Source organism: Microcystis sp. M144S2, from assembly GCF_020246065.1.
Taxonomy (GTDB): domain Bacteria; phylum Cyanobacteriota; class Cyanobacteriia; order Cyanobacteriales; family Microcystaceae; genus Microcystis; species Microcystis ichthyoblabe_A.
Genome location: NZ_JADBTR010000024.1, coordinates 13,840 through 40,533, shown reverse-complemented (window position 1 = coordinate 40,533; position 26,694 = coordinate 13,840). Strand labels below are relative to the sequence as shown.

Genomic DNA, 26,694 nt, shown 5'->3' with positions numbered 1-26,694 from the left:
TATCAACAACTCATGCTTGTAAAGCTTGTACAATAGGGCTTTGAGTTTTTGTTAGATTGATATTTATCAACTTTAGAGCATTGCTGGACAGAGAGGGAGCTTGGGGAATTTTCTACAGTGTAAGTTCGGAAGAACCAAAAAACTTGATAATTATCATTGATAAAATCCCACAAGCAAAGAATAATTTGTTTATATCTTCGCAAAATATTCTCGTCAATAATTGTTTTTTTGCCATAATATTTACTGCACTTAACTAAATTAACAACGCCGAAATTGATCTACTAATAACAAGGAAAACTATCTGCTCTTATGGTCTTTTTTATGCTTATTTAAACCACGAAAACTCCAGTGTTTGTGCAAGAAAAAATTATAAAACATTAAACCTGCACTCACAATTACTACCGATGCCATGTACCATAGTTTAAATACTTCTACCAAAATAAACATCCAAGCCACGTTAATTAATAAGCCAGAAAACATCACATTATAGTATTTTATCAATTCTGGGAAAAACATTTTTATACTTGTATTAAAAGTATAAAACTTATTTAGGCAAAACCCAATAAAACTTGTATAAATTAGAGCAATAACTACCGATGCAATGTAATGAAATTTGATTTTTTCAGTTAATAAATATATGGAAACAGTATAAATAATATTACAAGTTAAACCAAAAATAAAAAATCGTCGAAATTGTTGACTAGATAGTAAAGAACAAAATTTGTAAAAACTCTTTTGAAGTAGATTAATCATAATTTAGATTACTTTGGCAATAACTTGTTTTACACGATAGTAACTACTATATCGAATAGAGATAAACTGTCCTCACATATTCAAATCCCTCATGATCATAGTCCCCTTTCTGGGATAGGAACCACCCGCGCCCCTCAATTAGTGGCAATTTCCTGGGAACCATCGCTACTGCCATTATCGGCGATTAGCACCTCTCCCGCAATTTTCTGTCATTCCAGATAATCTCGTGCTTTGCCGATACAGGTAGCCAGGGTTTCCGCCTCGTTGAGACAAGGCATGACGATCGATAATTCTAGAGTAGGTATCTGCTCCTTAGAGGCGGCATCTGCCATGACCTGATTTTCCAGCATAACAATGGCGGTGGAGTCGTTTTGCCCAAGAGTATAACAGGTTATGTACAGCAGTGTCCCAAATTGTTAGCAGACAATCTGCTTATTCTTTTTCCTCTGAGCGGCAATCTATATCTGAAGTTGAATGGCGATCGCTCGGCTGGACTCTCTGACTTTCTTGATTTGGCAATTTGACCCAAATTTTTGAGCAACTGAAATTCTGATGCTATCCTCGCCATCCCACCTGATTATTTGCTAAAATTCATGGCCAAATCTCCTTAACCCCAACTGACCTTACATTTGCTCAAAAGCTATCTGCTTGCTACTGAATTTTTGATGCGTCCGGGACGCATCCCACGGCCAAATATCGCCAATTTCCCCCTAGGCTTTGGGTCTTAAATAAACTAGAGACTGTTGCCAAATTAAAGTGGGTTTATCGTAGTGATCAACCAGGTATAGACAGTTAACATCTTGCCAAAGGATGCGACCAACGAGCAGATCATCGGTGCTTAACTTAATTTCTACTTCCCGTTTCTCTTGAATATAGCTCTGTACTTGTTTAATACTCGGCAGACCAGGATCGAATTGAGACATAATGAGTTTATCGATGAGGTGTTCATCCTCTATTATTCCTGTTGAGTAGCTTTTATTGACGATGAGAATCCCCTTCACCAAATATCAAGGCCTGGGCAATGATTTTATTTTGATAGATAACCGTCACAGTCCCGAACCCCTGATCACACCAGAAATGGCCGTGGCTATGTGCGATCGACATTTTGGCATCGGTGCCGATGGCGTGATTTTTGCGCTTCCCGGCCAAGCAGCAACCGACTACACCATGAGAATTTTCAACTCTGATGGTTCGGAACCGGAAATGTGTGGTAACGGTATTCGCTGTCTAGCCCAATTTATCGCCCGTTTAGAGGCTAACAACGCCATTGGCCGCACCTATCGTATTCATACTCTAGCAGGAACGATTATTCCCCGTTTAGAAGCCAATGAACAGGTAACGGTTGATATGGGACCGCCGCAACTACTAGGCAGTGAAATCCCTACCACTTTGGTCAATGGATCAGAAAAAGTCCTCGCGGTTCCCCTAGAGGTGGAGGGTAAAGATTGGTTAGTTACTTGCGTTAGTATGGGTAATCCCCACTGTGTCACTTTTGTGGATGATCTGGCCTCTATTCCCCTAGAAACTATCGGGCCAAAATTTGAGCATCATCCAGTTTTTCCCCAACGGACTAATGTGGAGTTCGTGGAAGTAATCGCGCCGGATTATATGAAGATGCGTGTCTGGGAAAGAGGAGCGGGAATTACTCTCGCTTGCGGTACTGGTGCTTGTGCTGTGGTAGTGGCTGCCCTATTGACGGGCAACTGCGATCGCAGTTGTACCGTAGAACTGCCCGGTGGTTGTCTTCAGATTCACTGGTCCCAAACTGATAACCGGGTTTACATGACAGGTCCTGCTAAAGCTGTTTTTGAGGGCATTTACACGGTCTAAACCAACCCGCTAGGACGGGGACTGAACTCCCCGAACAGCGCGACGGGATTGTTAATTCTTAGAGACTGGTAATCCAAGCAATGATTCCTTTACCAGTTAACAATTCAATGGCTAAAAGAGAGACAAAGCCAATCATAGCTAGTCTGCCATTCAATTTTTCAGCTTTTTTGGTAAAACCGAGACTGCTAGAACTATCAACGTACATTTTCGGTTCAACAGCAAAATTATTCAGTCTTCCTTGTTCTTCGGTGGTGTAGCCGCGGGCAGTCATGGGGAGGCTCCTTTTGTATGCTTATGTTAAGAAGTGTAACACATTGTTAAGTTATGTTGCAAGTTTTAACAAAAAATTTCTGGGGACTCAGAAAAACTCGATGAGGTGGTCAGTCAACGGCAGGGTTCTAGGCTGTCAGGGTAGTGCTATAGTTCTACCTTATCTGGGTTTATCGATAAAATTTTGCCTTTTTCTTGACAAATTAGTCAGATTGTGGTACCAAAGAGGTATAAACTCGATCGCCTGATCAAGAAAAAGACAAAAACTATCTTAAGGTTGCCAGAGGACTGCCGTTAAACCCCGTAGGGGTTAGCGGGGGATAAATTGCCACCAAAAGCGAACCCAATCCTAGGGAGTCAACTTGTCTTGAGGGAAGATGCTGGGAAGGGTAAGTGTGGGGAGAATAGGGGAAAAACCGCTAGGAAAAACCTGAATAGAATCTTAGTATATAGAGTGGCTAGTAGCCGTAAGTAACGATCGCGCTCACTGTTTTTGTAAATTCTATGGCAGAGATTAGCCCAGAGATCAACCTCATGCAGATAGCGACTATACTCAACCAATATCGATTTGAAATGAGAGGATACAAAGCGCAGGAATTAATCGAGCGCTGGTTGCCCACCTATTCGCTAAATTGGATTCGCATGGCGATTTTAGAAGCACTCTATCAGGGACGTTACAAAGTCATTTCGGTGGAGGAAATCCTCAAAATTTGGCACCGTCGCGGCCATCCTACCTTTCATTTTACGGGGGAATTCGAGCGATTGGTTTGTAAAAACCTGCCAGATTCCCAGTTAAATGGCAAAAAAACAGCAGTTATCCCTAAACAGGAAAAGATCAATATACTTTCTGCCACCCTTGAGCGGCCTTATCCAGAGCCACAAGCGGAAGCCACAAGGGAAGATTCTCTACTAAACTTAGAAACTTCTCTTTTTAATGATCCTCGCAAAGGTATGAGTGATCTGGAGGAATTATTCTCACAGTTAACCCCAGAAACGTCCAAATTCCTTAAATTAGAATCAGTACCTAAATCGCCTAACGGTCATGGAACTAGGGAGAATTTTTCGGCTAATTTTAAACCGGTAATCGATGAGTTTATCCCTTTGTTAGACCCTTCGGAATTATATCCCAAATTAAAAGCTGTGGCTCGATCGCAGTATAAGTAGGGTTGACTGAAAAAGTTTTTCCTAGGGGCAGGGTGTGGGGTGTGGGCTTCGGCCGTGAGCTCAGCGTTCGACCGAGCTCACGCCGAGGTCCGAACGGGTGTGGGGTGTGGGGTGGTGGGGTACTGACACCAATTAATTCCCCGCCCTCAAGAAAAAAAAATCGCCTTGACGATTAGAATAGAGTTAACTTTTCCCCTCAAGGCTCTGCTCAATTAACTAGATTATGACATCCTCCTATTTTGGTCTAGAAACCGAAGAAAATAAACTAATTAACTCTAATAATCTCTCGTTCGCCGCTTCTCTTGGTATTCACGGCCTAATTTTAGCGATTATCTTACCTAATTTCCTCAATAATCCAGCGCAGGAGCCAAAAAAAGAGTTACGCAACGTCAATCTGATTGAATTGAATCCTCTAGAGCAGTCACGTCTTCCCAGTCTTGACTCCTCCCTGTCCAGCTTACCCGGACTGCCTAACCTCAATTCGTCTTCTTCCTCTTTGCCTCCTCTCCCCCCCATGGATGGCATCCATAACAGCACCTTACCTCCTTTACCCTCGGTTTCTTCCCTTCCCCCTTTACCTTCCTTACCTGCTTTACCTCCCCTCTCCTCTTTACCCTCCGTCAATATCTATTCCCCTCCCGTGGCATCTATTCCCTCTCCGGGTAGATTACCGATTCCTCGCAATTTTCCCACTTCTACCGCCAGTTTACCTAGTCCTCCTTCTGTTCCCACGCTGCCAGAGAATAATAATCTACCTAGGGAGACTAATAACCAGCAGCCCCAGCCTTACTTTGATCCCTACCAAGATAATCTAACTTTAGATAGATTGCGAAATTCGCCCCTTAGTGCATCGCAACAGGCGCAGGAACAATTAAACAATTCCTTGGCCCGCACACCGGAGCCGAATGGTCAATCTCCCCTCGATGAACAGCGTCGTCAACAATTAATGTGGGAAATGCGGGAACGTTTGCGCTCCCTAGAGGCGGACAAAAGCAATACCAGTAACGAGGAGGCCATGAGAAATCAGGTGGATTGGCTGGCCAGAGTCCAAAAAAGTAATCCTAACGCCTTAAATGAACTAAATCAGCCCAATCAGGGCAGCAGAGGCATAACTACCGTCAATTTGACTGGTAATTATCCCGCCACGGCTTGTTCCCGTCAATTAGCGGGGACGGCGGTTTATGGGGTGACGGTGGATGCTCAAGGGCGCCTCAGCAGTGAACCCCAGTTGATTAAAAGTGCCGGCTTCCCGATTTTCAATCAACAGGGGGCTAGGGAAGTACGCTTAACTCGCTTTAATAATCCCAGTGGTGAGTCGAGAATCTATCAGGTGCGAGTCAGTTTTGCCCCTAACCCGGAAGTGTGTCGAGGTGCGATCGCTAATCCCCCAAAACCGGAGGGTAGTAACCTCAATACTCGTAACTCCCCCCCCGTAACGCCAGCAATTGAAACCCCGCAACCCGCCGTTAGTCCCCAACCGGATAACGTCAAGCCGCCCGAAACCACAGGTCCAAATCCAGTCCAAACCCAGCCAGAACCGCCCAAAGAAGCGATAATCGAAGAAAAAGCCCCAGAAGCTCCCCCCCAAACCCCCGCTCTCAATCAGCCGGAGGTTTCCCCCGCTAGTCCCCCCACTAGCCAAAATCCTCAACCCCTGAGCGAGGAAGCCTTGCCCCCGGGTCCGCCGGCGGAAGCTAAAACTGAACCAGAAAGTTAGGCCTTTTCAGTTATCAGTTATCAGTTATCAGTTATCAGATGTGAGTTTTAAGTTTACTGATTACTGAAAAAAACTCTCATCTCCCTAGTCCATAATTCGATCCCTCCTTAATCCCCCCTTAATAAGGGGGGGCCGATCCCCCCTTAATCCCCCCTTAATAAGGGGGGCATCTGATAATTTTTAACGGCTACCTACTTATTTTTACTTAAATGATTTCCACTTCCCAGATACCCGATTCTTTTGTCTCACCTTGCCGTCGCGCCTCCGTTAGTCGTACTACCAAAGAAACCGATGTACAGGTGACGATCGATCTTGATGGTAGCGGCAATTGTCGCGCCCAGACAGGAATTCCCTTTCTTGATCATATGTTGCAGCAAATCGCCTCCCACGCTGCGATCGATCTCGATGTGCGTGCCACCGGAGATCTAGAAATTGATGACCATCACACCAATGAAGACGTGGGAATCACCCTCGGACAAGCTTTACTGCAAGCTTTAGGCGACAAAAAAGGGATCGTCCGTTTCGGGCATTTTGTCGCCCCTCTCGATGAAGCTTTAGTGCAGGTTGCCCTCGATTTTTCCGGTCGTCCCCACCTCAGTTATGGTCTAGAAATTCCCACCCAAAGAGTGGGAACCTACGATACTCAGCTAGTGCGGGAATTTTTTGTTGCTTTGGTCAATCACAGTCAAATGACCCTACATATTCGCCAATTAGACGGGATTAATTCCCATCATATTATTGAGGCTACTTTTAAAGCTTTTGCCCGGGCGATGAGTGGGGCCATAGCGATCGATCCCCGTCGCGCCGGTATAATTCCCAGTTCTAAGGGAGTTTTATAGAAGCGCTGCTTAACCCGAATTAACGTTAGCTTAGAAGCCCATAATTTGAGCCACTTGGGTTAATTCGGGCGCAATCCCAGATTTTAGTTGGTTATTGCTGTATTTTACCGCCGAATCTGGGTCTTTTAGTCCATTTCCCGTTAAAACACACACTACGGTGGCCCCATCGGGAACCTGTTGATGCACTTTTAATAATCCTGCCACAGAAGCGGCGCTGGCTGGTTCACAGAAAACCCCCTCTTGGCCCCCTAAAATCCGATAGGCTGCCAATATTTCCTCATCACTGACTGCGTGAAATTGCCCTTGACTAGCGTGACTAGCAGCCCAAGCTTTTTCCCAGTTAGCGGGGTTGCCGATACGGATAGCCGTGGCTAGGGTTTCGGGATGGTCAACCGGTTGTTTAGAGATAAAAGGGGCGGCCCCGGCGGCCTGAAAACCCATCATCTTCGGCAGCTGGTCACATTTACCTATCTGGTGATACTGACAGAATCCCATCCAATAGGCGCTAATATTGCCCGCGTTACCCACGGGAATACATAACCAGTCGGGGGCATTACCCAAGACATCGACAATCTCGAAAGCGGCGGTTTTTTGACCCTCTAAACGGTAGGGATTGACGGAATTGACTAAAGTTACGGGATAATTTTCTGATAGTTGGCGGACAATCTTGAGGGCATCATCGAAGTTGCCATTAATAGCGATGACTTCCGCTCCGTACAATAAAGCTTGGGCCAATTTTCCTAAGGCTACATAACCGTCGGGGATAATCACAAAGGCCCGCATCCCGGCCCTTCTTGCATAGGCTGCCGCCGCCGCCGAGGTGTTCCCGGTACTGGCACAAATCACCGCTTTTGCCCCTTCTTCCTTAGCTTTCGAGATGGCCATGGTCATGCCCCGGTCTTTAAAGCTGCCGGTGGGATTTAAGCCATCATATTTGACAAAAACCTTGACATCGCGCCCGATTTGTGCTGAGAGATAGGGGGCGGGGATCAGGGGTGTATTGCCTTCTAGGAGGGTAATTACAGGGGTTTTACTGCTTACGGGCAGAAATTGGCGATATTCTTCGATCAAACCGCGCCAGCCGCCGATAGACGAGGATTTAGTGGGTGATTGGGGGATCGATCGAGAAATAATTGTCATAGCCTTAAGGATACAGATTTGATTAGATGGCCTGATTTCCCATTTTATCCAATAAGCAGGCAAAAAAATTAATCTTGATCGCCTGGTTGGGATTCATGGGGGTTAAAACAGGGCTGTGAGGAGATAACAGGCAATAACAGCAAATAAATGGACTTTTAAGCAAAAAAATAGTTATTTTATCGCTATAAATCTGATTTTTTGCCCTTTTTTCTTTCAAAAGTTGATTTAATTAGCTGGTTATAATTAAATTGAAGATGGCTCCCCCCTTAATCCCTTGATAAGGGGGGTTTGATCCCCCCTGCCCCCCTTGATAAGGGGGGTGCCGAATAGTAGGGTTGATTCATGAATCAACCCTACCTTGAGGGGGTTTGATCCCCCCTGCCCCCTTTGATAAGGGGGGTTTGATCCCCCCTTAATCCCCCCTTGATAAGGGGGGTGTTTGACAGTTAACACCTACCTACTTAATAAACCATCACCGGGTAAATAGCTAGAGATAAAAATTATGAAGGAAAGTACCGTCCCCTCCATTAATCTCGCTCCTAAACTCAGACGCGATTTATCTTTACGGAATCCCTTTGATTATCTTTTGCTGTTGTACTGGGTGTTTTATTTTCCCCAAGCAGTGCGCTGGTATGTGGAAACGAGAGACGGCGGCGATAACCATACCGTACAATTGCGTCTAGGGATTCAGGGTCTTCTCTTAACTGTAATTACCCCTCTGATTATCTGTAGCATAGCAGCAAATTTAGGACTTTCTGTTAATTGGGTGGGCGTGGCGTTCGGCGTGGTGTGGGGCGTGGCGTTCGGCGTGGTGTCGGGCGTGGTGTCGGGCGTGGAGTGGGGCGCGGTGTGGGGCGTGACGTCGGGCGAGGCGTTGGGCGTGTTGGGCGTGGTGTTGGGCGTGGTGTGGTGCGCGGTGTGGGGCGTGGTGTCGGGCGTGGTGTTGGGCGTGGTGTTGGGCGTGGTGTGGGGCGGGGTGTGGGGCGTGGTGTGGGGCGTGGTGTGGGGCGTGGTGTGGGGCGTGGTGTGGGGCGGGGTGTGGGGCGTGGTGTGGGGCGTGGTGTTTATATTCGCCTTTTTCCGTCCTGATAATTGGCTAATCGGGCTTTTGGCGGGCCCCCAAGGGCGACTTTTTCCCCGTATTACCCTTCTACCGCTGCCGGGGTTAACCTCGACTCTACAACAATGGTTACAGCAAGACTGGGAAACGGCTATTAATAACCTCAATCAATACCTTCGGTACAGCCGCCAGTTTATTCCTGTCCTTGCCGCCGTTAATCGCGTTTTACCGCAATTCCCAGAGGCAGAAATTATCTATCGCGTCTCCCGTCTGGCAGAAAATCCCTCCGATTGGCAATTGTTAAAATATGCGTCCGCGTCGGCGAAACTGTTTTCTTGGTCTGACAGCCAAATCCGTCTAGATACTCCTGCTCGCGCCGCTGCCGCCGGTTTTTGGTATCTTCACCAACAGGACACCGAAAAAGCCGAAAAAGCCTTTGCTGTGGTACGTTCCCTCGCCTACGGGGAAGAAATGTATAGCCTCGCCCAAACTTTACACCGATTTAGTCAGGCTGCAACTCTCGATAGTATCGCTTCCCTGAAAGTTGCCCCCATTGCCGCAGAACCGTCATTACGTCCGCAAACTTGGCAAGCTATCAGCAGTTTAAATCGAGTTATCGCAGAAATAGCTTTAGTCCAGAGAAGTAGAGATCGGATTATCGGGGAATTAAGCGATATAATCGACCGACAGGCTGCCAATTTACCCCAAGCAGAAAAAGCATTAATCCTTTCTATCGCCCAAAAATGGAAAACTTGCTGTTCTTCTAGCTTGTAAGCTAAGACGCATTTAAACCGCTTTTTCTTAGATTAGCCGAATCTCCCGCCCCTGCCCCTAGGGTTGATTCATAGTAGGGTTGATTCATAGTAGGGTTGATTCATGAATCAACCCTACCCTGCCCCCCTTGATAAGGGGGGTGTCTGACAGTTTTTAACACCTACCTACTTAGTGCCAGATTAATTTCTTAGCTAGGATAGGCAAGAGGCAGCTAGAAAAAATTCTCCTGTCTCCTGTCACGGCTGCTGGCAGTAAGTAATTTTGCCGGCATCTGATATTCAAACTCAAGCAACTATGTGTCAACTTTTAGGCATGAATTGTAATGTCCCCACGGATATCTGTTTTTCCTTCGAGGGATTTTGTGCGCGGGGGGGAAAAACCGACGAACATCGAGACGGTTGGGGAATCGCTTTTTTTGAGGGTTTAGGTTGTCGAACTTTTATTGATGTTAAACCCTCGATCGCTTCTCCGATTGCGGAATTAATTAAAAACTATCCGATCCATTCTACCAATGTTATCGCCCATATTCGCAAAGCCACCCAAGGAGAAATTAAACTAGAAAACTGTCATCCTTTTCGGCGGGAATTGTGGGGAAAATATTGGGTTTTTGCCCATAATGGTCATTTAGAAAATTTCTCACCTCCTGCGGGAGATTTTTATCAACCGGTTGGGGACACGGATTCGGAAAAAGCTTTCTGTTTAATTCTTAATACCCTGCGAGAGACTTTTCCCCAGGGCAAACCCTCCCTACAACAACTCTATCAAGTCCTAAAAACTATCACAAACTCTATCGCTTGTCAAGGAATTTTTAATTATCTTTTATCCGATGGTGAACATTTTTTTGCCCATTGTTCGACAAAATTAAGCTATATAATCCGTCAATATCCTTTTGCCCATGCTCATTTAATTGATGAAGATGTGAGCGTTGATTTTCAAGCTTTAGCTCATCCCGGCGATCAAGTGGCAATTATTGCCACTACACCCTTAACTGATAATGAAGTTTGGACACCGATTAATGCAGGAGAATTATTAGTTTTTCAGGAGGGCGCAGCAATTTTAAGTTAATCTTACCAGTGGTCACTTTGTCGAGATTTTTCTAAGTCAATTAACTGAGTTTTTAGCCCTAACCAATCTAATTGATGGGCGAGGCAATCTGAACCAATTTTTCCCGCTTCTAGATAAATGACTCGCTCGGCAAATTCCTCTAAAAAATCCAGTTGATGATTGACCATAATTATCGTCATTGAACTTTGATTATTTAATACTTCTAATAACCTGCTGGCCGTGCCTGTATCTAAAGCAGAGGTGGGTTCATCTAATAACAGTATGCTCGGTTCTAACAGCAAGGCTCTGGTAATTGCCACTAATTGTCTTTGTCCTAAAGATAATTCTAACTCTCCGCGCTCAAACCACTGTTCGGGAATTTTTAATAGGGATGTCCAACGGTCAATTCTATTATTAATTTCGGCAGGAGTAAGTTTTTTTAATTGCAAAGGATAAGCGAGAGCATCTCGAACAGTCATCCCTAATAATTTCGACTCTTGTAGCAATAAAACTATCTGTTGTCGCAGGGAAATAACCGGTATTTCCCTAATCGATTTACCTTGAAAATAAATATTTCCCGTGCTTGGTTCCTGCAAACGATTTAACAATCGTAAAATAGTCGTTTTTCCTGCCCCAGATGCTCCGACAATAGCTAACTTTTCTCCTTGCTTGATGCTAAAAGTAATATCTTCTAACAGATAAGCACTGCCCCGTCGGATAGCTAAATTTACTTGCTCTAGTTCTAAAATCAAGATCCGTCTTTTCCTTACTTAGTTCAAATTTATTATATAATAAAAATAGCCCAATCAGTTCGGCAGGTATTCCCCATGGTTAGTCAAGTTAACAAAAACGAGATTATCTATCCTGAGAGCGACGGTAAACCGATGGCAGATAATACTAAACAATTTCACTGGATAGTAACGATTAAGCAGAATCTCGACTGGTTATATATCGATGATCCCCAGGTATTTGTAGCGGGGGATCTGTTGTGGTATCCCGTGGAAGGCCAGCCGAAAATTGCCGATGCTCCTGATACGATGGTAGTATTTGGCAGACCGAAAGGCGATCGAGGTTCCTACAAACAATGGCAAGAAGATAATCTTGCTCCTCAAGTCGTCTTTGAGATTCTTTCTCCCAATAATACCTCCATCGAAATGGCCAAAAAATTGCTATTTTATGATCGCTATGGAGTCCAAGAATACTACGTCTATGATCCCGATGATAATAGTCTAGAAGCTTGGCAGCGAATTGGTGACAGTTTAGACAGTGTTAGTGAGGTTAATAATTGGGTGAGTCCCCGTTTAGGCATTCGTTTTGCCTTAACCGACGAGTTAAAAATTTATCGTCCTGATGGTACTCAATTCTTGTCCTACAGCGAAATTAATCAACTACTGGAGCAGGAAAAGCAACGGGCAGAAAATGAACGCCAACGCGCAGAAAATGAACGCCAACGCGCAGAACAGGTCAATCAGCAGTTAGCAGAAATGGAGGCAAAACTGCAAAAATATCGTCAACTTTTTGGGGAATTACCTAACTAAAATCTTCACTAGCGACGGGAGTATAACGAAAAAAGAGGACTGGTTAGTCCTCTTAACAAGATTAGTTTTCGCTAAATGATAAACACAGAATGATTGCCGGGCCTAGTAGGCTAGACCCATGCTGCGGGTGGTTTCTGCTCCGAGATAAACCCGAATGCTCAAGAAATCCGTCGGACAAGCGGTTTCGCAACGTTTGCAACCAACACAATCTTCCGTGCGGGGGGAAGAGGCAATCTGGGCAGCTTTACAGCCATCCCAGGGGACCATTTCCAGCACGTCGAGGGGACAAGCCCGAACGCATTGGGTGCAACCGATACAGGTATCGTAAATTTTAACGCTATGAGACATTGAATTATGACTCCTTACCGAGTGTTCTCCATGTTAAATTTCGGGTTTATCGGTTAGTTTACCTTACAGCGATCTGTTCATCGCTTGATCGGTGACATAACTTTAAACTCTGTAACACTTGGGGCTAAATGGCGATCGCTAGTCGGGGATCGGGTAATCCTAAAATAGCCTTAAAGAATTGCTTGCCGGGGTTACGGGGGGAACCGAAAAAGGTAATCTGGATCGCAAGATAATTTATTTCGTTTGCCAGTATGACAGAAATAGCGATCGAATCGATCCTACAGGAAAATCGGCTGTTTCCCCCCAGTGCCGAATTTGCTCAGAATGCCACCATTAAAAGCTTTGAAGAATACCAGCAACTCTACGCCAAAGCCAAGGCCGATCCCCCAGCTTTTTGGTCCCAATTAGCCGAAAAAGAACTATATTGGTTTGAAAAATGGTCAGAGACTCTTGACTGGCAGCCCCCCTTTGCTAAATGGTTCGTCAACGGCAAGATTAATATTTGTTACAACTGTATTGACAGACATCTCACCACCTGGAGACGCAATAAAGCCGCCATCATCTGGGAAGGAGAACCGGGGGACAGCCGCACCATTACCTACGAACAGTTACACCGAGAAGTCTGTCAATTTGCCAACGCTTTAAAGGAATTAGGCGTTAAAAAAGGCGATGTGGTCGGAATTTATATGCCGATGATTCCCGAAGCGGCCATCGCCATGTTAGCCTGTGCCAGAATTGGTGCGCCCCACAGTGTAGTTTTTGGGGGATTTAGTGCCGATGCTTTGCGCGATCGTCTTAATGATGCGGCCGCTAAGGTGGTAATCACTGCCGATGGTGGTTTCCGCAAGGATAAAGTCGTTGCCCTCAAGGAACAGGTAGATCTGGCTCTAGCCGATAATAGCGCCCCCAGTGTGGAAAAAGTTCTCGTTGTCCAACGCAGCAAGGAACCCATCAATATGGTTGCCGATCGCGATTACTGGTGGCATGATCTACAAAAACAGGTATCTGCTAACTGTCCGGCCGAACCGATGGATAGCGAAGATATGTTATTTATCCTCTATACCAGTGGTTCCACCGGCAAACCGAAAGGAGTCGTCCACACCACCGGCGGTTATAATCTCTACACCCATGTCACCTGCAAATGGATTTTTGACCTGAAAGACACCGATGTTTACTGGTGTACTGCCGATGTGGGTTGGATTACCGGCCATAGTTATATCGTTTACGGACCGCTTTCCAATGGTGCCACTACGGTAATGTATGAAGGGGTTCCCCGTCCCTCTAATTTAGGCTGTTTTTGGGATGTAATCGAGAAATATCGCGTTAATATCTTTTATACTGCCCCCACTGCTATCCGCGCTTTTATCAAAATGGGTGAGGATATCCCCAATAGCCGGGATTTATCCTCTTTGCGCTTACTGGGAACCGTGGGAGAACCGATTAACCCGGAAGCGTGGATGTGGTATCACCGAGTTATCGGTAAGGAAAAATGTCCGATTGTCGATACTTGGTGGCAAACGGAAACCGGGGGAATTATGATTACTCCCTTACCCGGGGCAATTGCCACCAAACCGGGGTCAGCAACCCTACCTTTCCCCGGTATTATGGCCGAAGTGGTGGACTTAGACGGTAATCCCGCCCAAGCGAATGAGGGGGGTTATCTGGTGGTCAAACATCCCTGGCCCGGTATGATGCGAACAGTCTATAAAAATCCCGATCGCTTCCGCAATACCTACTGGGAACATATCGCCCCCAAAGATGGCCAATATCTCTATTTTGCTGGGGATGGTAGCCGTCAGGACGAAGACGGTTATTTCTGGGTAATGGGGCGCGTTGATGACGTGATGAGCGTTTCTGGCCACCGTTTAGGGACAATGGAGATCGAATCAGCTTTAGTATCCCATCCTGCGGTAGCAGAGGCGGCTGTGGTGGGACGACCGGATGAAATTAAAGGGGAAGAAGTCTATGCTTTTGTGACTCTTGAGGGGCATTATGAAGCGAGTCCGGAGTTAGCGCAAGCATTAAAAGACCACGTTGTCAAGGAAATTGGCATTATTGCCCGACCGGGAGAAATCCGTTTTACCGATGTGCTGCCAAAAACGCGATCGGGTAAAATTATGCGTCGTCTCTTGCGAACTTTAGCATCAGGTCAAGAGATTTCCGGTGATACTTCTACTCTAGAGGATCGATCGGTTTTGGATAAATTGCGCCAAGGTGCGTAATTTAATTGGCGGTTTTTCCTAGTAGTTAGGGTGAGGAATAAGAGTTAATCTTATCTCACTCTAACGGGAGTGATTCTCGGTGAACATATTTGCTCAAGCACCAAATCTATAGCTAATAATAATCCTCTTTAAAAGGTATAGGAGAATGGGAAGTGTGGAGTCGGTTGTCAATACCAAATTAGCTAATAAGCTCTCTTAATTTTTTGTGTGATAAGTTTAGATTATCTAGAAGCGATCAATCTTTGTGTCCTTTGTGTCTTTGTGGTTCGTTCCAGTTGGTCTCGCGTAGCGAGCGCGTTGCGACCGCCAGCAGGAATGTATCCTATAATATATTTTACCCACCTAACCCAAGAGAGCCGATCATACTTCATGTTTATAAGAAAGGCTGTAATAATTAAAGATAAGAGCGAATTGAAATTATAGGAGTTTAATCAATGACCACCACCACTACTACCGATAATGATTTAAAAAGACTAGAAGATTTAATCCTTAATGGACAGAAGATAATCGAACATCGATTCAACGAGATCGACAATCGACTCACTACCATGGACAATCGACTCACTACCATGGACAATCGACTCACTACCATGGAAACTCGACTGATTGACGTGGACAATCGACTCGCTACTGTGGAAACTCGACTCACTACCATGGACAATCGACTCACTACCATGGAAACTCGACTCATTGAGGTTGACAATCGATTGAAGGTGATCGAGAATGGACAAGCGGAAATAAAAGCTGATGTCAAAACTATTCAAAAAGATACTACCGATTTAAAGATTGAACTCACGGAAGTTAAAGGTGATATTAAAACTCTTGATAGTAAATTTGATGACATGAATAAACGCTTAGAGAAAGTCGAAGGAACCCAAAAAAATCAAATTTGGACATTGATAACTGTCCTAAGTGGTTCCTTACTAGCCGTGGGATTTAGAAGTTTTTTTATCAACAATAATCCCTAATCTCAGCAAGATAATTGCTATATAACAGTTTTATGAGAAAGGCTGTTAATTAATCGTCGCTGTTCCTTGTTCCCTTCTCTTAGCATTAACTTGAATTTTGTCTGGCTACTTCAAATGACTGATAACTAATATTAATAATTATCGTACCTCATGAGATTAGGAAATTCTCTAAAAAAGCAAAAAGGGAAATATATTCCCTTTTTCTAGCTTTTATGGACCCAGATCCTAAACGATTTCGGGTTTAACACCTCTTTGGTCGAGAACTTTCTGTAATTCCGCTTCGTCGGTTTTGGTCAAAGAAGTGCGTAACACTTTACCTCCGTAGGGGGCCACTTCATCGAGGACCTTATCGGGGGTAACTTTTTGGACGAGAACAAAGAGAGCAGATGTACCTGGCTGCAGGGTTTCTCCCAATTCCCGCATAAAATTGTCATCCACACCGATATCACTTAAAGCACCTCCCAAAGCGCCACCAGCAGCACCGAGGACGGCCCCTAATAAAGGGGATAAAAAGAGCATTCCGATTAATAACCCCCAGAAACTGCCACTAGCGGCTCCCGCTGCCGTTAAATTGACCGCTTGCTTGAGTTTAATCTCACCATCTTTGTTTTTAACCACTACGGCAGCATCTTCTAGCTCGATGAGATGTTCCCGTTGCAGCTTGGCCAAAGTTAAACGAACTTCTTCCGCTTTAAATTCGTCCTCATAGGCGATGACAAATAGATCAGCCATAGTTTTTCCTCGATTATTAACAAATAAAACCTTTATACACTACTTTTGCCGGATTAAAAGTTTGAGGTACGGGAGAATACCGAAAACCCATGGGGATTAGGTGTCATAAATACGCGCTTCAAAAGCATCGGGATTTTCTTGACAGTATTCCTCAAAATAGGTTTTTTCCGGTTTTTTAGCGCGTTGGTGTGCCAATTCTGCCTGTAATTCCTCAACAATATCCCAAGCTGCGGCACAATCGGGAGAATTTCCTCCTTTTTCAGCACAGACTGCCCGGGCAATATCTCTAGCTTTGATAATCTCCGCTTCTAAATCAAGACTGCGGGGCTTTTCGACGGCGTTACCTTTATGGAGAATGTCACTAACAGAGATAACACCGAGCAAACCGCCTTTAATTACCGGTGCGAAACGAATACCGGTATTAGCAAATAAGCGGGCCACATATTCAACCCCGAGGTCGGGATTAATCACGATGCAGGGTTTGCTCATCACTTCATAGACGCGCACTTTTTGCGGATCTTGACCGAAAGCGACGACTTTATAGACAATATCGGTTTCGGTGATAATTCCGTAAGCATCTTCATCGTGACGGCGATCAACAATGAGAGTTCTAATGTTCTTTTCTCTCATCAATTGCACCGCTTTGGCAACGGTTTCAGAACCTTTAATCTTGGCCACCTCCGTGGTCATAATTTCAGCTGCTTTCATAGTCATATTTGGAGAAGTTAAGTTGTGCCTTTGTTATTTTAGGGTATAAACTGACCCCTAATACTGACGGCTGACGGCTAAAAAACCGCTCCCTGATTAACGCCATTCCACCAGTTGTCGTTCTTGGACAACCAAACCATATACTGTCTCGGTTTGACGGGCTAAATTCGCCCAATGAAAGCGTTTTTCTAGGTCTTCATAGGCGTTATTAACTAATTTTTGGGCGTATTCGGGATGATTTAAAACCTCCAAAATGCCCCAAGCGAGGGAATCGGGATTATTGACCCGGGTGACAATTCCCGTTTGACCATGACGGACAACTTCCGGAAAACCGCAGGTATCGGAAACTACCACGGGAACCCTAGCGGCGAAACTTTCCAGGGCGACAATGCCAAAAGGTTCGTAAAGACTGGGAAAAACGGCACAATCGGCCACGGTTTGGAAGCGATCGAGGTTTTCATCGGACATAAAGCCCGTAAAATAACAATGATGCCAGATACCGAGATGCCAGGCCTGTTGTTTAAGTTTGTCGGTATTGCCGCCACCGATAATAACAAATTTAGTTTTAGCCCCAGTCTGAGCGAGGACTTTTGGGGCAGCGTTGAGTAACACTGAAACCCCCTTTTCAAAGGTCATGCGCCCGACGTAATAGACGATTTTTTCGTGATCTTCGGCATATTGACGACGAAAAGCTCGGTAATCAAAGTTAGGGTCTCTTTGCTTTTTCTCGGCCCGAATACCGTTATAAACCACATCGATTTTATCCCAGGGTGCGCCCAAAGCTCGATGGACTTCATGACGCATATAGCCGGTACAGACGATGACGCGCCAAGCATTATAGACGAGGGTTCCCTCTTTGCCGGCGATATAGCGTTGGGTGTCGGTGTGCAGTCCGTTATAACGTCCGTATTCCGTGGCGTGAATCGTGGCAATCAGGGGTATTTTAAAGAGATGTTTCAGGGCGATGGCTGCATCCCCTACTAACCAATCGTGGGCGTGAACAAGGTCAAATTTTCCGTATTCGGCGATTATTTTGCCGCCTTGTTGTCCCATGCTGTTATTCATGTTGACCACCCAATGGAAAAAGTCATTGCCGGGGGGTACGGGGACGCGGTGGATGTGAATACCTTCCACCAGTTCATAACTGGGGGCCTGACCGAATTCGATCGTGATTAAATGGACTTCATGACCGAGTTTGACGATTTCGGGATAGAGTTCGGCGACATGACGGGCGATACCGCCCACTAATCGCGGTGGAAATTCCCACGCTAACACTAAAATCCTCATTTTTCCCTAACCTCGACCTGATTTAAGCTGGTAAGTAATCATTGCATCCCCATGGTATCTATTTTGGCTCTGGTTTCTTCCTCTAATTGCCACTCTCCCTGCGCCAGTCTTAAGAGGATTTCTTGTCGCCACTTGCTTAATTGTTCCTGAAAAGCGGCCGTTTGTAGATCGTTGCGCCAGAAAATTAGGGCTGATTCGCCAGTTTGCGGATAATAATTTTTGCGCTCTCCAGCGATGCGGAAGCCAAAATGCTCGTAGAGTGCGATCGCTGACTGGTTCGATACCCTTACCTCTAGCGTAGCCCTTTCCAGTTGTCTTTGTACAGCCTTTTCAAGCAGTTTGTAGAGAAGCAGTTTTCCTAATCCTTGTCTTTGATAGTCGGGATAAATTGCCAGGAGGGTAATATGCGCTTCTTCGAGAATTGCCCAAAAACAAGCCAATCCGATCAGGGTTTCCTCCTCCTGGTCCGGGGTAAGAATTAATAATTCACTGTTGGGGCTGTTTAATTCCCGTTCATAACCAGATAGGGTCCAAATACCGCCGAGACTGCTGCGATCGAGGGACACCATGGCGGCAAGATGCTCTGATTTTGGGGTTTTAAGCTGGATTTTTGGCATTGATCGGGGAACGGGAGAGGGAGCAGGGTGTGGGGTGTGGGGTGTAGGGTGTAGGGTGTGGGGTGTAGGGTGTAGGGTGTGGGGTGTGGGGTGTAGGGTGTAGGGTGTGGGGTGTGGGGAGAAGCTTTTTTCAGTGTTGCCAAAGGCACGGCGTAGCCGTCCAGTAAACAGTAAACAGTGAACTGAAAACTCACATCTGATAACTGATAACTGATAACTGACTCCTAACCCAATGTTGGTCAAAGATAAGCAAAAGTTATTTATTGACTGCAAAAACTTGAGAATATTTAAATTAACATTTCGCAATATTTATAAATTCTTAAGAATTAATTGAGAAAGATTTTTATTTAACAACGATGTTATCATGGTTACAGCGATTTTACTGAATTTCATAATGGGTTATTTAGTGCTTTTTTGGGCAGCAATGGCTGAAACCCTTGCCACACCTAGAAGGTGATCCTAATTAAGACGGGTAAATCAGTCAATTTCACCCATAACGATGATCTTTTTTTTATGTAGTTTTATTGCAAAAAAAAAGTTTTTTTGACAAAAAGCACAAAGTATGATAGGAACCCAAGTGATTTCTGGCTGCGAGTAATTATTGTAGAGGGGGAGAGGGGAGAAAAGCTGACGGCTTCAAGATAACTGATCACCGATCACTGAAACATCGTCCATCTTAATTTTTTTGAGCGGTCATCGTTAAGCGTTTTAATCTGGTTCTTAACATTTTCCCAGTATTCTCAAAATCGAATAGTATAGATTGAAATAACTCAATGTACGCAAACCTATGGATGGCAGCTTAATCCTGTTCAATATTCTCAATCCGCCGGTTTTGTTCTTTTTCTTGGGAATGCTGGCAGTATTTTTTAAATCCGACCTAGAGATTCCCCAACCACTGCCTAAACTCTTTTCTCTCTATCTGTTGATGGCGATTGGTTTCAAGGGAGGTTATGAACTAGCGGAAAGTGGCATCAATAACCAAATCGCTTTAACTTTGATTGCCTCTGTGGTTATGGCTTGTATCGTTCCCATTTACACTTTCTTTATCCTGAAAATTAAACTCGATACTGCCAATGCAGCGGCGATCGCAGCTGCCTATGGTTCCATTAGTGCCGTTACTTTCATCACCGCCAGTTCTTTTTTAGAAAAACTGCATATTTCCTATGGCGGTCACATGGTAGCGGCCTTAGCTTTAATGGAATCGCCGGCAATTGTAGTGGGTTTAATCCTGGTGCGAGTCTTTAAAGAGAAAAATGGCGAAGAAGAGGCGTTTTCTTGGTCAAAGGTTCTACATGAAGCCTTTTTAAATGGCTCGGTATTTCTCTTAGTCGGTAGTGTTATTATTGGTATGCTCACGGGGGAAAAAGGTTGGGAAAAATTAGAACCTTTCACTCAAGAGATTTTTTATGGTGCGTTAACTTTCTTTCTCCTGGATATGGGATTAGTGGCGGCGAAAAGAATCCGAGAATTAGGCAAAACTGGTTCTTTTCTCATCGGTTTCTCGGTGTTCATTCCCGTTATCAATGCTATGGTGGGGATTCTCATCGCAAAGGTTCTCGGATTTGAACAGGGCAATGCTTTATTATTCGCTGTTTTGTGTGCCAGTGCCTCTTATATTGCTGTTCCTGCGGCCATGAGAATGACTGTTCCTGAAGCTAATCCTAGTTTATACGTTTCTATGGCCTTGGCTTTAACTTTTCCCTTCAATATCATCATCGGTATTCCTCTGTACCTAGAGATGATCAAAATCATTGGCTGCGGAGTCTAAAAGTCCCGGCGGTTTTTAAATAATTCCTGTCCAAATTTTTCTCTTTCACTTGTCCCTTTTTTACTTAACTACCATGCTTGAATCCCCGCATCCTTCCTTACAAACTGTCAAAAAAGTGGACATAATTGTTAGTCATGCTTTTCTGGAAGAAACCTTAAGCGTTCTTGATGTTGTCGGAGTTTCCGGTTATACCGTCTTTGGCAATACTTCGGGAAAAGGTGATCGAGGTTTATCCTGTGATGACTTGGATTGTGATTACAGTGGTAACTACATTATGACCGTTTGTAATAGTGACGAACAACTCGGTCGTCTAATCGATAAAATTCAGCCTTTTTTAAAAAAAGCCGGCGGAATTTTTGTGGTGACTACGGCCCAATGGCTAAGTCATTAGACCTCTTGTAAAAATCAAAAATTGTTCCGGTTGATTAGGAGTCAGTAGTCAGGAGAAAGATAAGTAGCTGGTTATAATTAAATTAAAAATGGATTTTAGGTTCGATCCCCCCTGCCCCCCTTGATAAGGGGGGTGCCGATAGGCGGGGGGATCCCCCCTGCCCCCCTTGATAAGGGGGGTGTCTGATAATTTTTAACGCCTACCTACTTATTTTCTGGTTTAGAATTTATCTGTATCTGGTCTGGGACCAACAGCGCCGGCGGGATTAACAAAAAGATTGCCCCCGGCTTCATTTTGGAAGATACAATCGATTTTCGGTTTGCCTTCCAAGGGTCCGGTATAACCAAAGGTATTCATCCGGTTTTTACAACTTTGTACCTGCTGTCCATCGACTAATTTTTGTTGTTCTAAAATTGACCAGTTATTGCGTCGCAAAACGCAACCGGGTTGCATGACTGGTTGGGTAACAAAAACATTAAAGGGGTTAAGAGTGACATAAACCCGCAAATCGGTGACAATGGCACTGGCCCCAAATTGCACGCATAATTCCGCATTGGGGGCGCTGCGATCAATTACTTCCCGGGAAGCGACGTTTTCGGGGCTAAAATTAGCGGTAGAACTGAATACCAGACCGAGACCCACTCCTAGTACAAAAATACCACCAATCAGGGCGATCATGGCATAGTTCAATTTTGCCAATAGGCCTCCGGGGGACGAAGCGCGGGAGTCATCGCCATAGGAGCGGTCATAATCACGATCACGCGATCGGGGAGGAGTATAACGAGGTCTTCTATTCATAGAAATTGCTGATGTGGCTGCTATGGCGGTCAGTCGTTAGCTATTAGCTTATCATTGTTCTATCCTAGCAACCCAGGGGATAACCGACAGGATAGGTTTAGTATAGGGCTATATAGTTTTTTTTGGGTTAGTATGCTATGGTGGATCACTAAACAGAGTAAGTCAGCCTAATCCAAGTTTCTATGCTAGATATTAGCTAGACAAATTCGGAGCGGAGGAACCACATTTGGGGGCGTATTTCTAGATTTTTTAGCCTAGAAAAGGATATCTCTCTATCCTAGCCCGTCAGCTAACTTCGTCGGCGTGGGGGGGAAGACTGAAGCATCACTACATTCCTAGTAATGTCTTGATCGGTTCAGTTATGTCGCTGGTACTACTTGATAGTCATAACTCAAAGGAGACATTGTTTATGGGGATTCTCATGTCAGCTTACCGATCACAACAATTTTAAGATTTTCTGTAGATAACCATATTTTCTATGGGTTTGCTGTACATTTTTCGAGCAAACTTTTAGTCCTATTGAGAAACCGAGAGTAAAAACAGGATCAAAAATGCTGGAATCTTTACCAATGTGGATTGCTGCGATGACTTTTATTGCAGTCATTGTGGTTATTATGTTCGAGTGGCTTCATATTACCGTAGCGGCTTTACTAGGAGCTTTAATCTTAGTTTTTACCCATATCATGACTCTCCAGGAGGCGGTGGGTTATATCAGTCGTAGTTATGCCACTCTCGCCCTATTTTTTGGGGTGATGGTGTTAGTGAGAGCCTTTGAACCAACGAAAATTTTTGATTATTTAGCAGCACAAATGGTGCTTTTAGCCAAGGGACAGGGCAAATTATTACTAATAGGGATTGTCGCCATTACTACCCCAATCTGTGCGGTATTGCCCAACGCTACCACGGTGATGTTATTAGCCCCGCTGATTCCGCCCTTAGCTCAAGATATAGGCGTGGATTTTGTGCCGCTCTTAATCCTGATGGTTTTCGTGGCCAACAGTTCCGGGTTATTAACTATTGTTGGTGATCCCGCTACTTATATCGTCGGTGATTCTATTAATATCACCTTCATGGAATACCTACAACGGTTGAGTTTAGGTGGTGCCTTGGCAGTGATTACCATTCTGGTTATGTTACCTTGGTTATTCCCCAAAATCTGGCGGACAAAATTCGAGCATTTAGAAGACTTACCCCATCCGAAGATTAATCATCCTCGCGTCTTGGCGGTGGGGGGAATTATCGTCTTTTTGGTCTTATTTTTATTCGTCGTTGGTGAATCTTTTCCCGTACCCATTTCTCCGGCGGCCGTTGCTTTGATGGGGGCCACTTTAGCCCTACTTTTAGCCCAGCAATCGAAAATCGATACGGTGCATAATATTCTCCGGGATGTGGACTGGAGTACCCTATTATTTTTTATGTCGATTTTCGTCCTAATTGGTGGCTTAGAAAAAACTGGGGTAGTTAATAGTGTATCGGGACTTCTGGCGATAATTTTAGGCCAAAATATCTTTTTAGGTTCTCTAGTCTTGCTGTTTTTTGTCGGTTTTATTTCCAGTGTCGTTCCGAATATTCCCCTAGTGGTGGCCATGGTTCCACTACTGAAACAGTACCTTGTTAATGTTAATTTAGTCGGGACGGAGGTTCTTTCTCCCGATTATGCTGGTTCTTTTCCCCCGTCCGTTTTACCGCTTTTCTATGCGATGATGTATGGAGCTACCCTAGGGGGTAATGGTACTTTAGTGGGGGCTTCTTCTAATATTGTCGCCGCCGGCATCGCCGAACAACACGGGGGCAAAATTACTTTTCATACCTTTCTGCGCTACGGTTTACCGGTGATGTTTACTCAGTTAGTCGTCTCGGCAATGTATATGTTAGTTTTCTTTGTCTAGTCTATCTCTGGGGGGCATTAATGTTAAGTTCGCCTAAGATTGACAAAAACGTTAACATTGATTAACATTCCCCTATCGTGCTAGATAATCTGGATTGATCGGCGATCGTGAACAAAAAAATCTCTGTTTTAGCACCAGATTTATCCGGTGGTGGTGGCACAAGAGTCTATAAAGTCTTAATGTTCCCGGGTACAGCTAGACCCCACAAAGGTTTAGAAGATGTCTTAATCGCTTTAGATCAAATTGCTGATCCTGATTTTAAATTGGTGGTGGTCGGTGGTCGCCAAATCGGGGATGGCTATCTGGATAGTTTGTTAGAAAAAGGTCAACCTTGGTTAATTCATTTACCTGCTCAACCGATCAAGCGAATGACAGAAGTTATCGCCGCTGCCCATGCTATTATCGTTGCTCAGAGGGATGAAGCCACGGCTAAGGCCCAATTTCCGATTAAACTCACCGATGCTATGGCGATGGCTAAACCGATTATTTCCACTAAAGTGGCAGATATTCCCGAAATTTTAGCTGATATTGGCTATTTAGTCAAACCTAGATCACCAGAGCAACTAGCTGCTATGATTAGCGAAGTTTTTAATCATCTCGACTCGGCCAATGCACGAGGATTAAAAGCGAGAGAGCGCTGTATTGCCTCCTATAGTACCACCGCCAGGGCGACAACTATCTCTCGCCTAATTATTCCTTTGGAAGGAAAATATTAGATTGTAGCGAGTAGGATAATTGACCGTTCACTGTTTACTTTATTACTTAGAGCGATGAATCCTAATCAAATCCTCCTTAAATATACGCTTAAACACTGGATATTAGTGGTTTCCAGCATTGTTATCGGGTTTGCCAGTACCATATTTAATGGGGTAGGAACTGTTTTAGTTATCCCTTTGCTAATTTCTTTTATTAATCCCGAAAATGATCTCTTAAAAAATGCCCCCCAAATTATCAAAAAGCTGCTCTCAGTTTTTGAGATTTTCTCGGTCGATACTCGTTTTTTCTGGATGTTTGCGGCGATATTATTAATTTTAATTCTCAAGCACATTACCAGTTTTGTCAGTAATTGGCTAGGCACTTACTTGTCTTTGATTATGGCCAAAGATATGCGAATTGATTCAGTTATTCTGCTGCTAGAAGTGGATATAGATTATTATGTAAAAAGTAAAATAGGAGATATTTTTAATCGTTTCATGTCCGAGATTAATCGGGCTGTAGCATCAATAAGAAATTACATAAACCTGATTAAGGTTATCGCCACAGCTTTTATGTACTTGGCTATTTTATTATCAATTTCTTGGCAATTAACTATTCTTTCTAGTGTTTTGGGTGGCTTTTTAGGTCTGCTTAATCAATACTTTGTCAAGAGATCGAAAAAGTTTGGAGAGATTATCACCGTAACGGCTAAACAGCAAACTAATAAACTGTTGGAACTATTAACGGGAATTCGTCTAATTAAAGCAGTAGGAAATGAAAGATACGAATTAGAATCTATTGTGGAAGATATAGAAGCCCGGGAGAAAGCGGGTTTAGATGCCCAGACTAATAATGCTGTAATCGCTCCGCTCAATGAGATCGGTGGGGTAATTATTATTGCTTTAATTATTATTGCTGGTCGTTATCTTTTTAATGAACAAATCCAAGCCTTGGCGACAATTTTATTAACCTATCTCTATGTGCTTTTCCGGGCCTTGCCGATAGTTAGTCAAATTAACAGCGCTAGGGGTAGTCTATTGGGTGATGTTTCCGCAGTGGAGGTGGTAGCAGATTTTCTCATTCGAGAGAATAAACCATTTATGAGCAATGGCTCTATTCCCTATCAAAGATTAGAGACGGGTATTCATTTTGATAACGTCCAATTTTCCTATCCTGGCCATCAAGAATTAGTTCTCAAGGGCATAGATCTTTGGATTCCAAAAGGAAAAATGATCGCTCTTGTTGGTGCTTCGGGGGCGGGAAAATCGACAATTGCTGATTTATTACCACGCTTTTATGATCCTACAGCTGGGAGAATTCTTTTTGATGGTCAAGATTTAAGGGATTATGAGATCAAATCTTTGAGAAAAGCGATGGGAATAGTCAGTCAAGACACTTTTCTCTTTAATAATTCTCTCCGTTTTAATATTGCCTACGGATTAAACGATGTTAGTGATGCAGAAATTTTAGCAGCGACAAAAAGGGCGAATGCCTACGAGTTTATCTGCAAACTGCCGGAAGGACTGGATACGGAAATTGGCGATCGGGGAGTGAGACTTTCGGGAGGACAAAAACAAAGATTAGCGATCGCTCGTGCCTTACTGCGAGATCCAGATCTTCTCATTCTTGATGAAGCTACCAGTGCTTTGGATACAATTTCTGAGCGTTTAGTACAGGAAGCGATCGATGAACTCTGTCGCGAGCGGACTACTCTTGTGATCGCTCACCGTCTTTCCACTGTTCAAAAAGCCTATCAAATTGTGGTGCTGGACAAGGGAAAAGTGGCAGAAATCGGCAATCATGAGGAATTATTAGCTCAAGGTGGTCATTATGCCCGTTTACACGCTCTGCAATTTAGTGATAGCAAAGAGGCCGACTCTAAGAATAGGGAAGATGAGCAAAAAAGAAAAGCTTATTTATCCTACGAAGCGAGAAGCAGTCTTAATAGTCTTTTAGGTTCTTTGCGTCTAGTATCTGAGGATTTAATCGAAGATTCTCAGGAGAAACAGGAAATTTTAGAAGAATCCTGTAGTTCAGCTATGCGACTTCTCCACATTATCGAAGACTACGAGTATTCCTCGACTCGATAGATCTCCTGCAAAAATCAAAAATTGTCGTAGTTAGTGAGGAGTCAGGAGACA

At 44.3% G+C, this 26,694-nt stretch carries 24 protein-coding genes, 2 pseudogenes and 1 riboswitch; of the genes and pseudogenes, 14 read left to right on the top strand and 12 right to left on the bottom strand.

The features are described from left to right. Positions 1-297 precede the first annotated feature (297 nt). The 3 genes and pseudogenes from IM462_RS03475 to IM462_RS03465 all read right to left on the bottom strand — a co-directional run bounded on the left by IM462_RS03475 (position 298) and on the right by IM462_RS03465 (position 1,676). Complete coding sequence (locus IM462_RS03475; protein ID WP_287700305.1) at positions 298-753, bottom strand: GtrA family protein; 456 nt, start codon at positions 751-753, stop codon at positions 298-300. Positions 754-890: 137 nt separating this feature from the next. Further along, positions 891-1,103, bottom strand: a pseudogene (locus tag IM462_RS20940) (glycosyltransferase); the annotation flags it as partial. Positions 1,104-1,463: 360 nt separating this feature from the next. After that, positions 1,464-1,676 carry an Hfq-related RNA-binding protein gene (locus IM462_RS03465; protein ID WP_002756689.1) on the bottom strand — a complete coding sequence of 71 codons (213 nt, stop codon included), beginning with the start codon at positions 1,674-1,676 and terminating at the stop codon, positions 1,464-1,466. A 61-nt stretch (positions 1,677-1,737) separates the two neighbouring features. Here IM462_RS03465 and dapF point away from each other — a divergent pair, with 61 nt between their 5' ends. Beyond that, positions 1,738-2,583 (top strand): diaminopimelate epimerase, encoded by an 846-nt coding sequence (dapF, locus tag IM462_RS03460; protein ID WP_287700301.1) that lies wholly within the window; start codon positions 1,738-1,740, stop codon positions 2,581-2,583. A gap of 58 nt (positions 2,584-2,641) precedes the next feature. On the opposite strand, the gene IM462_RS03455 is transcribed toward dapF, so the two are convergent. Beyond that, a complete protein-coding gene (locus IM462_RS03455; protein WP_002732553.1) occupies positions 2,642-2,854 on the bottom strand; it encodes a CAB/ELIP/HLIP family chlorophyll-binding protein in 213 nt (70 codons plus the stop codon). Between the two features lie 503 nt (positions 2,855-3,357). On the opposite strand from IM462_RS03455, the gene IM462_RS03450 reads away from it, so the two are divergent. From IM462_RS03450 to hisB, 3 genes are all read left to right on the top strand, one after another. Then, positions 3,358-4,017: a hypothetical protein gene (locus tag IM462_RS03450; protein WP_287700300.1), complete on the top strand. Its 660-nt coding sequence runs from the start codon at positions 3,358-3,360 to the stop codon at positions 4,015-4,017. A 223-nt stretch (positions 4,018-4,240) separates the two neighbouring features. Then, positions 4,241-5,734 carry an energy transducer TonB gene (locus IM462_RS03445; protein WP_287700298.1) on the top strand — a complete coding sequence of 498 codons (1,494 nt, stop codon included), beginning with the start codon at positions 4,241-4,243 and terminating at the stop codon, positions 5,732-5,734. Positions 5,735-5,943: 209 nt separating this feature from the next. Continuing rightward, positions 5,944-6,573 carry an imidazoleglycerol-phosphate dehydratase HisB gene (gene hisB, locus IM462_RS03440; RefSeq protein ID WP_002801689.1) on the top strand — a complete coding sequence of 210 codons (630 nt, stop codon included), beginning with the start codon at positions 5,944-5,946 and terminating at the stop codon, positions 6,571-6,573. A gap of 30 nt (positions 6,574-6,603) precedes the next feature. Here the strand turns inward: hisB and thrC are convergent, their stop codons facing one another. After that, positions 6,604-7,713: a threonine synthase gene (gene thrC, locus IM462_RS03435; protein WP_287667207.1), complete on the bottom strand. Its 1,110-nt coding sequence runs from the start codon at positions 7,711-7,713 to the stop codon at positions 6,604-6,606. 502 nt (positions 7,714-8,215) lie between these two features. Here thrC and IM462_RS03430 point away from each other — a divergent pair. Next, positions 8,216-9,538: pseudogene (locus tag IM462_RS03430) on the top strand (hypothetical protein); the annotation flags it as partial. Between the two features lie 303 nt (positions 9,539-9,841). Next, the gene (locus IM462_RS03425) at positions 9,842-10,612 is read left to right on the top strand and encodes a class II glutamine amidotransferase (RefSeq protein ID WP_353737342.1); all 771 of its coding nucleotides are present in this window, start codon (positions 9,842-9,844) and stop codon (positions 10,610-10,612) included. Positions 10,613-10,614: 2 nt separating this feature from the next. On the opposite strand, the gene IM462_RS03420 is transcribed toward IM462_RS03425, so the two are convergent. Then, complete coding sequence (locus IM462_RS03420; protein ID WP_149976549.1) at positions 10,615-11,343, bottom strand: ABC transporter ATP-binding protein; 729 nt, start codon at positions 11,341-11,343, stop codon at positions 10,615-10,617. A 75-nt stretch (positions 11,344-11,418) separates the two neighbouring features. On the opposite strand from IM462_RS03420, the gene IM462_RS03415 reads away from it, so the two are divergent. Further along, the gene (locus tag IM462_RS03415; RefSeq protein ID WP_287714832.1) at positions 11,419-12,129 is read left to right on the top strand and encodes a Uma2 family endonuclease; all 711 of its coding nucleotides are present in this window, start codon (positions 11,419-11,421) and stop codon (positions 12,127-12,129) included. Positions 12,130-12,231: 102 nt separating this feature from the next. Here IM462_RS03415 and psaC read toward each other — a convergent pair whose 3' ends face one another. Then, complete coding sequence (gene psaC, locus IM462_RS03410) at positions 12,232-12,477, bottom strand: photosystem I iron-sulfur center protein PsaC (protein WP_002764973.1); 246 nt, start codon at positions 12,475-12,477, stop codon at positions 12,232-12,234. A 251-nt stretch (positions 12,478-12,728) separates the two neighbouring features. Between psaC and acs the strand changes: the two genes are divergently transcribed. Together acs and IM462_RS03400 are read left to right on the top strand one after the other, a co-directional pair. Further along, a complete protein-coding gene (gene acs, locus IM462_RS03405; RefSeq protein WP_287700294.1) occupies positions 12,729-14,699 on the top strand; it encodes an acetate--CoA ligase in 1,971 nt (656 codons plus the stop codon). A gap of 434 nt (positions 14,700-15,133) precedes the next feature. Next, positions 15,134-15,667 carry a hypothetical protein gene (locus IM462_RS03400; RefSeq protein ID WP_287700292.1) on the top strand — a complete coding sequence of 178 codons (534 nt, stop codon included), beginning with the start codon at positions 15,134-15,136 and terminating at the stop codon, positions 15,665-15,667. A 225-nt stretch (positions 15,668-15,892) separates the two neighbouring features. Here IM462_RS03400 and IM462_RS03395 read toward each other — a convergent pair whose 3' ends face one another. From IM462_RS03395 to rimI, 4 genes are all read right to left on the bottom strand, one after another. Then, entirely contained in the window at positions 15,893-16,399 is a 507-nt protein-coding gene (locus tag IM462_RS03395) for a DUF1269 domain-containing protein (protein ID WP_287700290.1), read from the bottom strand. 96 nt (positions 16,400-16,495) lie between these two features. Then, entirely contained in the window at positions 16,496-17,113 is a 618-nt protein-coding gene (locus IM462_RS03390) for a CP12 domain-containing protein (RefSeq protein ID WP_002756663.1), read from the bottom strand. 90 nt (positions 17,114-17,203) lie between these two features. Continuing rightward, entirely contained in the window at positions 17,204-18,394 is a 1,191-nt protein-coding gene (locus IM462_RS03385) for a glycosyltransferase family 4 protein (RefSeq protein WP_287700288.1), read from the bottom strand. A gap of 38 nt (positions 18,395-18,432) precedes the next feature. After that, positions 18,433-19,011, bottom strand: a complete 579-nt coding sequence (rimI, locus tag IM462_RS03380; protein WP_287700287.1) for a ribosomal protein S18-alanine N-acetyltransferase — start codon at positions 19,009-19,011, stop codon at positions 18,433-18,435. A 787-nt stretch (positions 19,012-19,798) separates the two neighbouring features. On the opposite strand from rimI, the gene IM462_RS03375 reads away from it, so the two are divergent. Both IM462_RS03375 and IM462_RS03370 read left to right on the top strand, forming a co-directional pair. Continuing rightward, entirely contained in the window at positions 19,799-20,779 is a 981-nt protein-coding gene (locus IM462_RS03375; protein WP_287700286.1) for a sodium-dependent bicarbonate transport family permease, read from the top strand. A gap of 73 nt (positions 20,780-20,852) precedes the next feature. Next, on the top strand, positions 20,853-21,170 hold the full coding sequence (locus tag IM462_RS03370) for a P-II family nitrogen regulator (RefSeq protein WP_002801670.1): 318 nt from the start codon (positions 20,853-20,855) through the stop codon (positions 21,168-21,170). A 219-nt stretch (positions 21,171-21,389) separates the two neighbouring features. Here the strand turns inward: IM462_RS03370 and IM462_RS03365 are convergent, their stop codons facing one another. Continuing rightward, positions 21,390-21,968, bottom strand: a complete 579-nt coding sequence (locus IM462_RS03365) for a DUF3172 domain-containing protein (RefSeq protein ID WP_002733879.1) — start codon at positions 21,966-21,968, stop codon at positions 21,390-21,392. 188 nt (positions 21,969-22,156) lie between these two features. Beyond that, positions 22,157-22,287: riboswitch (cyclic di-AMP (ydaO/yuaA leader) on the top strand. Between the two features lie 232 nt (positions 22,288-22,519). On the opposite strand from IM462_RS03365, the gene IM462_RS03360 reads away from it, so the two are divergent. The 3 genes from IM462_RS03360 to IM462_RS03350 all read left to right on the top strand — a co-directional run bounded on the left by IM462_RS03360 (position 22,520) and on the right by IM462_RS03350 (position 26,643). Then, positions 22,520-23,857 (top strand): ArsB/NhaD family transporter, encoded by a 1,338-nt coding sequence (locus IM462_RS03360; protein ID WP_287700285.1) that lies wholly within the window; start codon positions 22,520-22,522, stop codon positions 23,855-23,857. Positions 23,858-23,964: 107 nt separating this feature from the next. Continuing rightward, the gene (locus tag IM462_RS03355; protein ID WP_287700283.1) at positions 23,965-24,573 is read left to right on the top strand and encodes a glycosyltransferase; all 609 of its coding nucleotides are present in this window, start codon (positions 23,965-23,967) and stop codon (positions 24,571-24,573) included. Between the two features lie 54 nt (positions 24,574-24,627). Further along, positions 24,628-26,643, top strand: a complete 2,016-nt coding sequence (locus tag IM462_RS03350; RefSeq protein WP_287700281.1) for an ABC transporter ATP-binding protein — start codon at positions 24,628-24,630, stop codon at positions 26,641-26,643. The last annotated feature ends 51 nt before the right edge of the window (positions 26,644-26,694 follow it).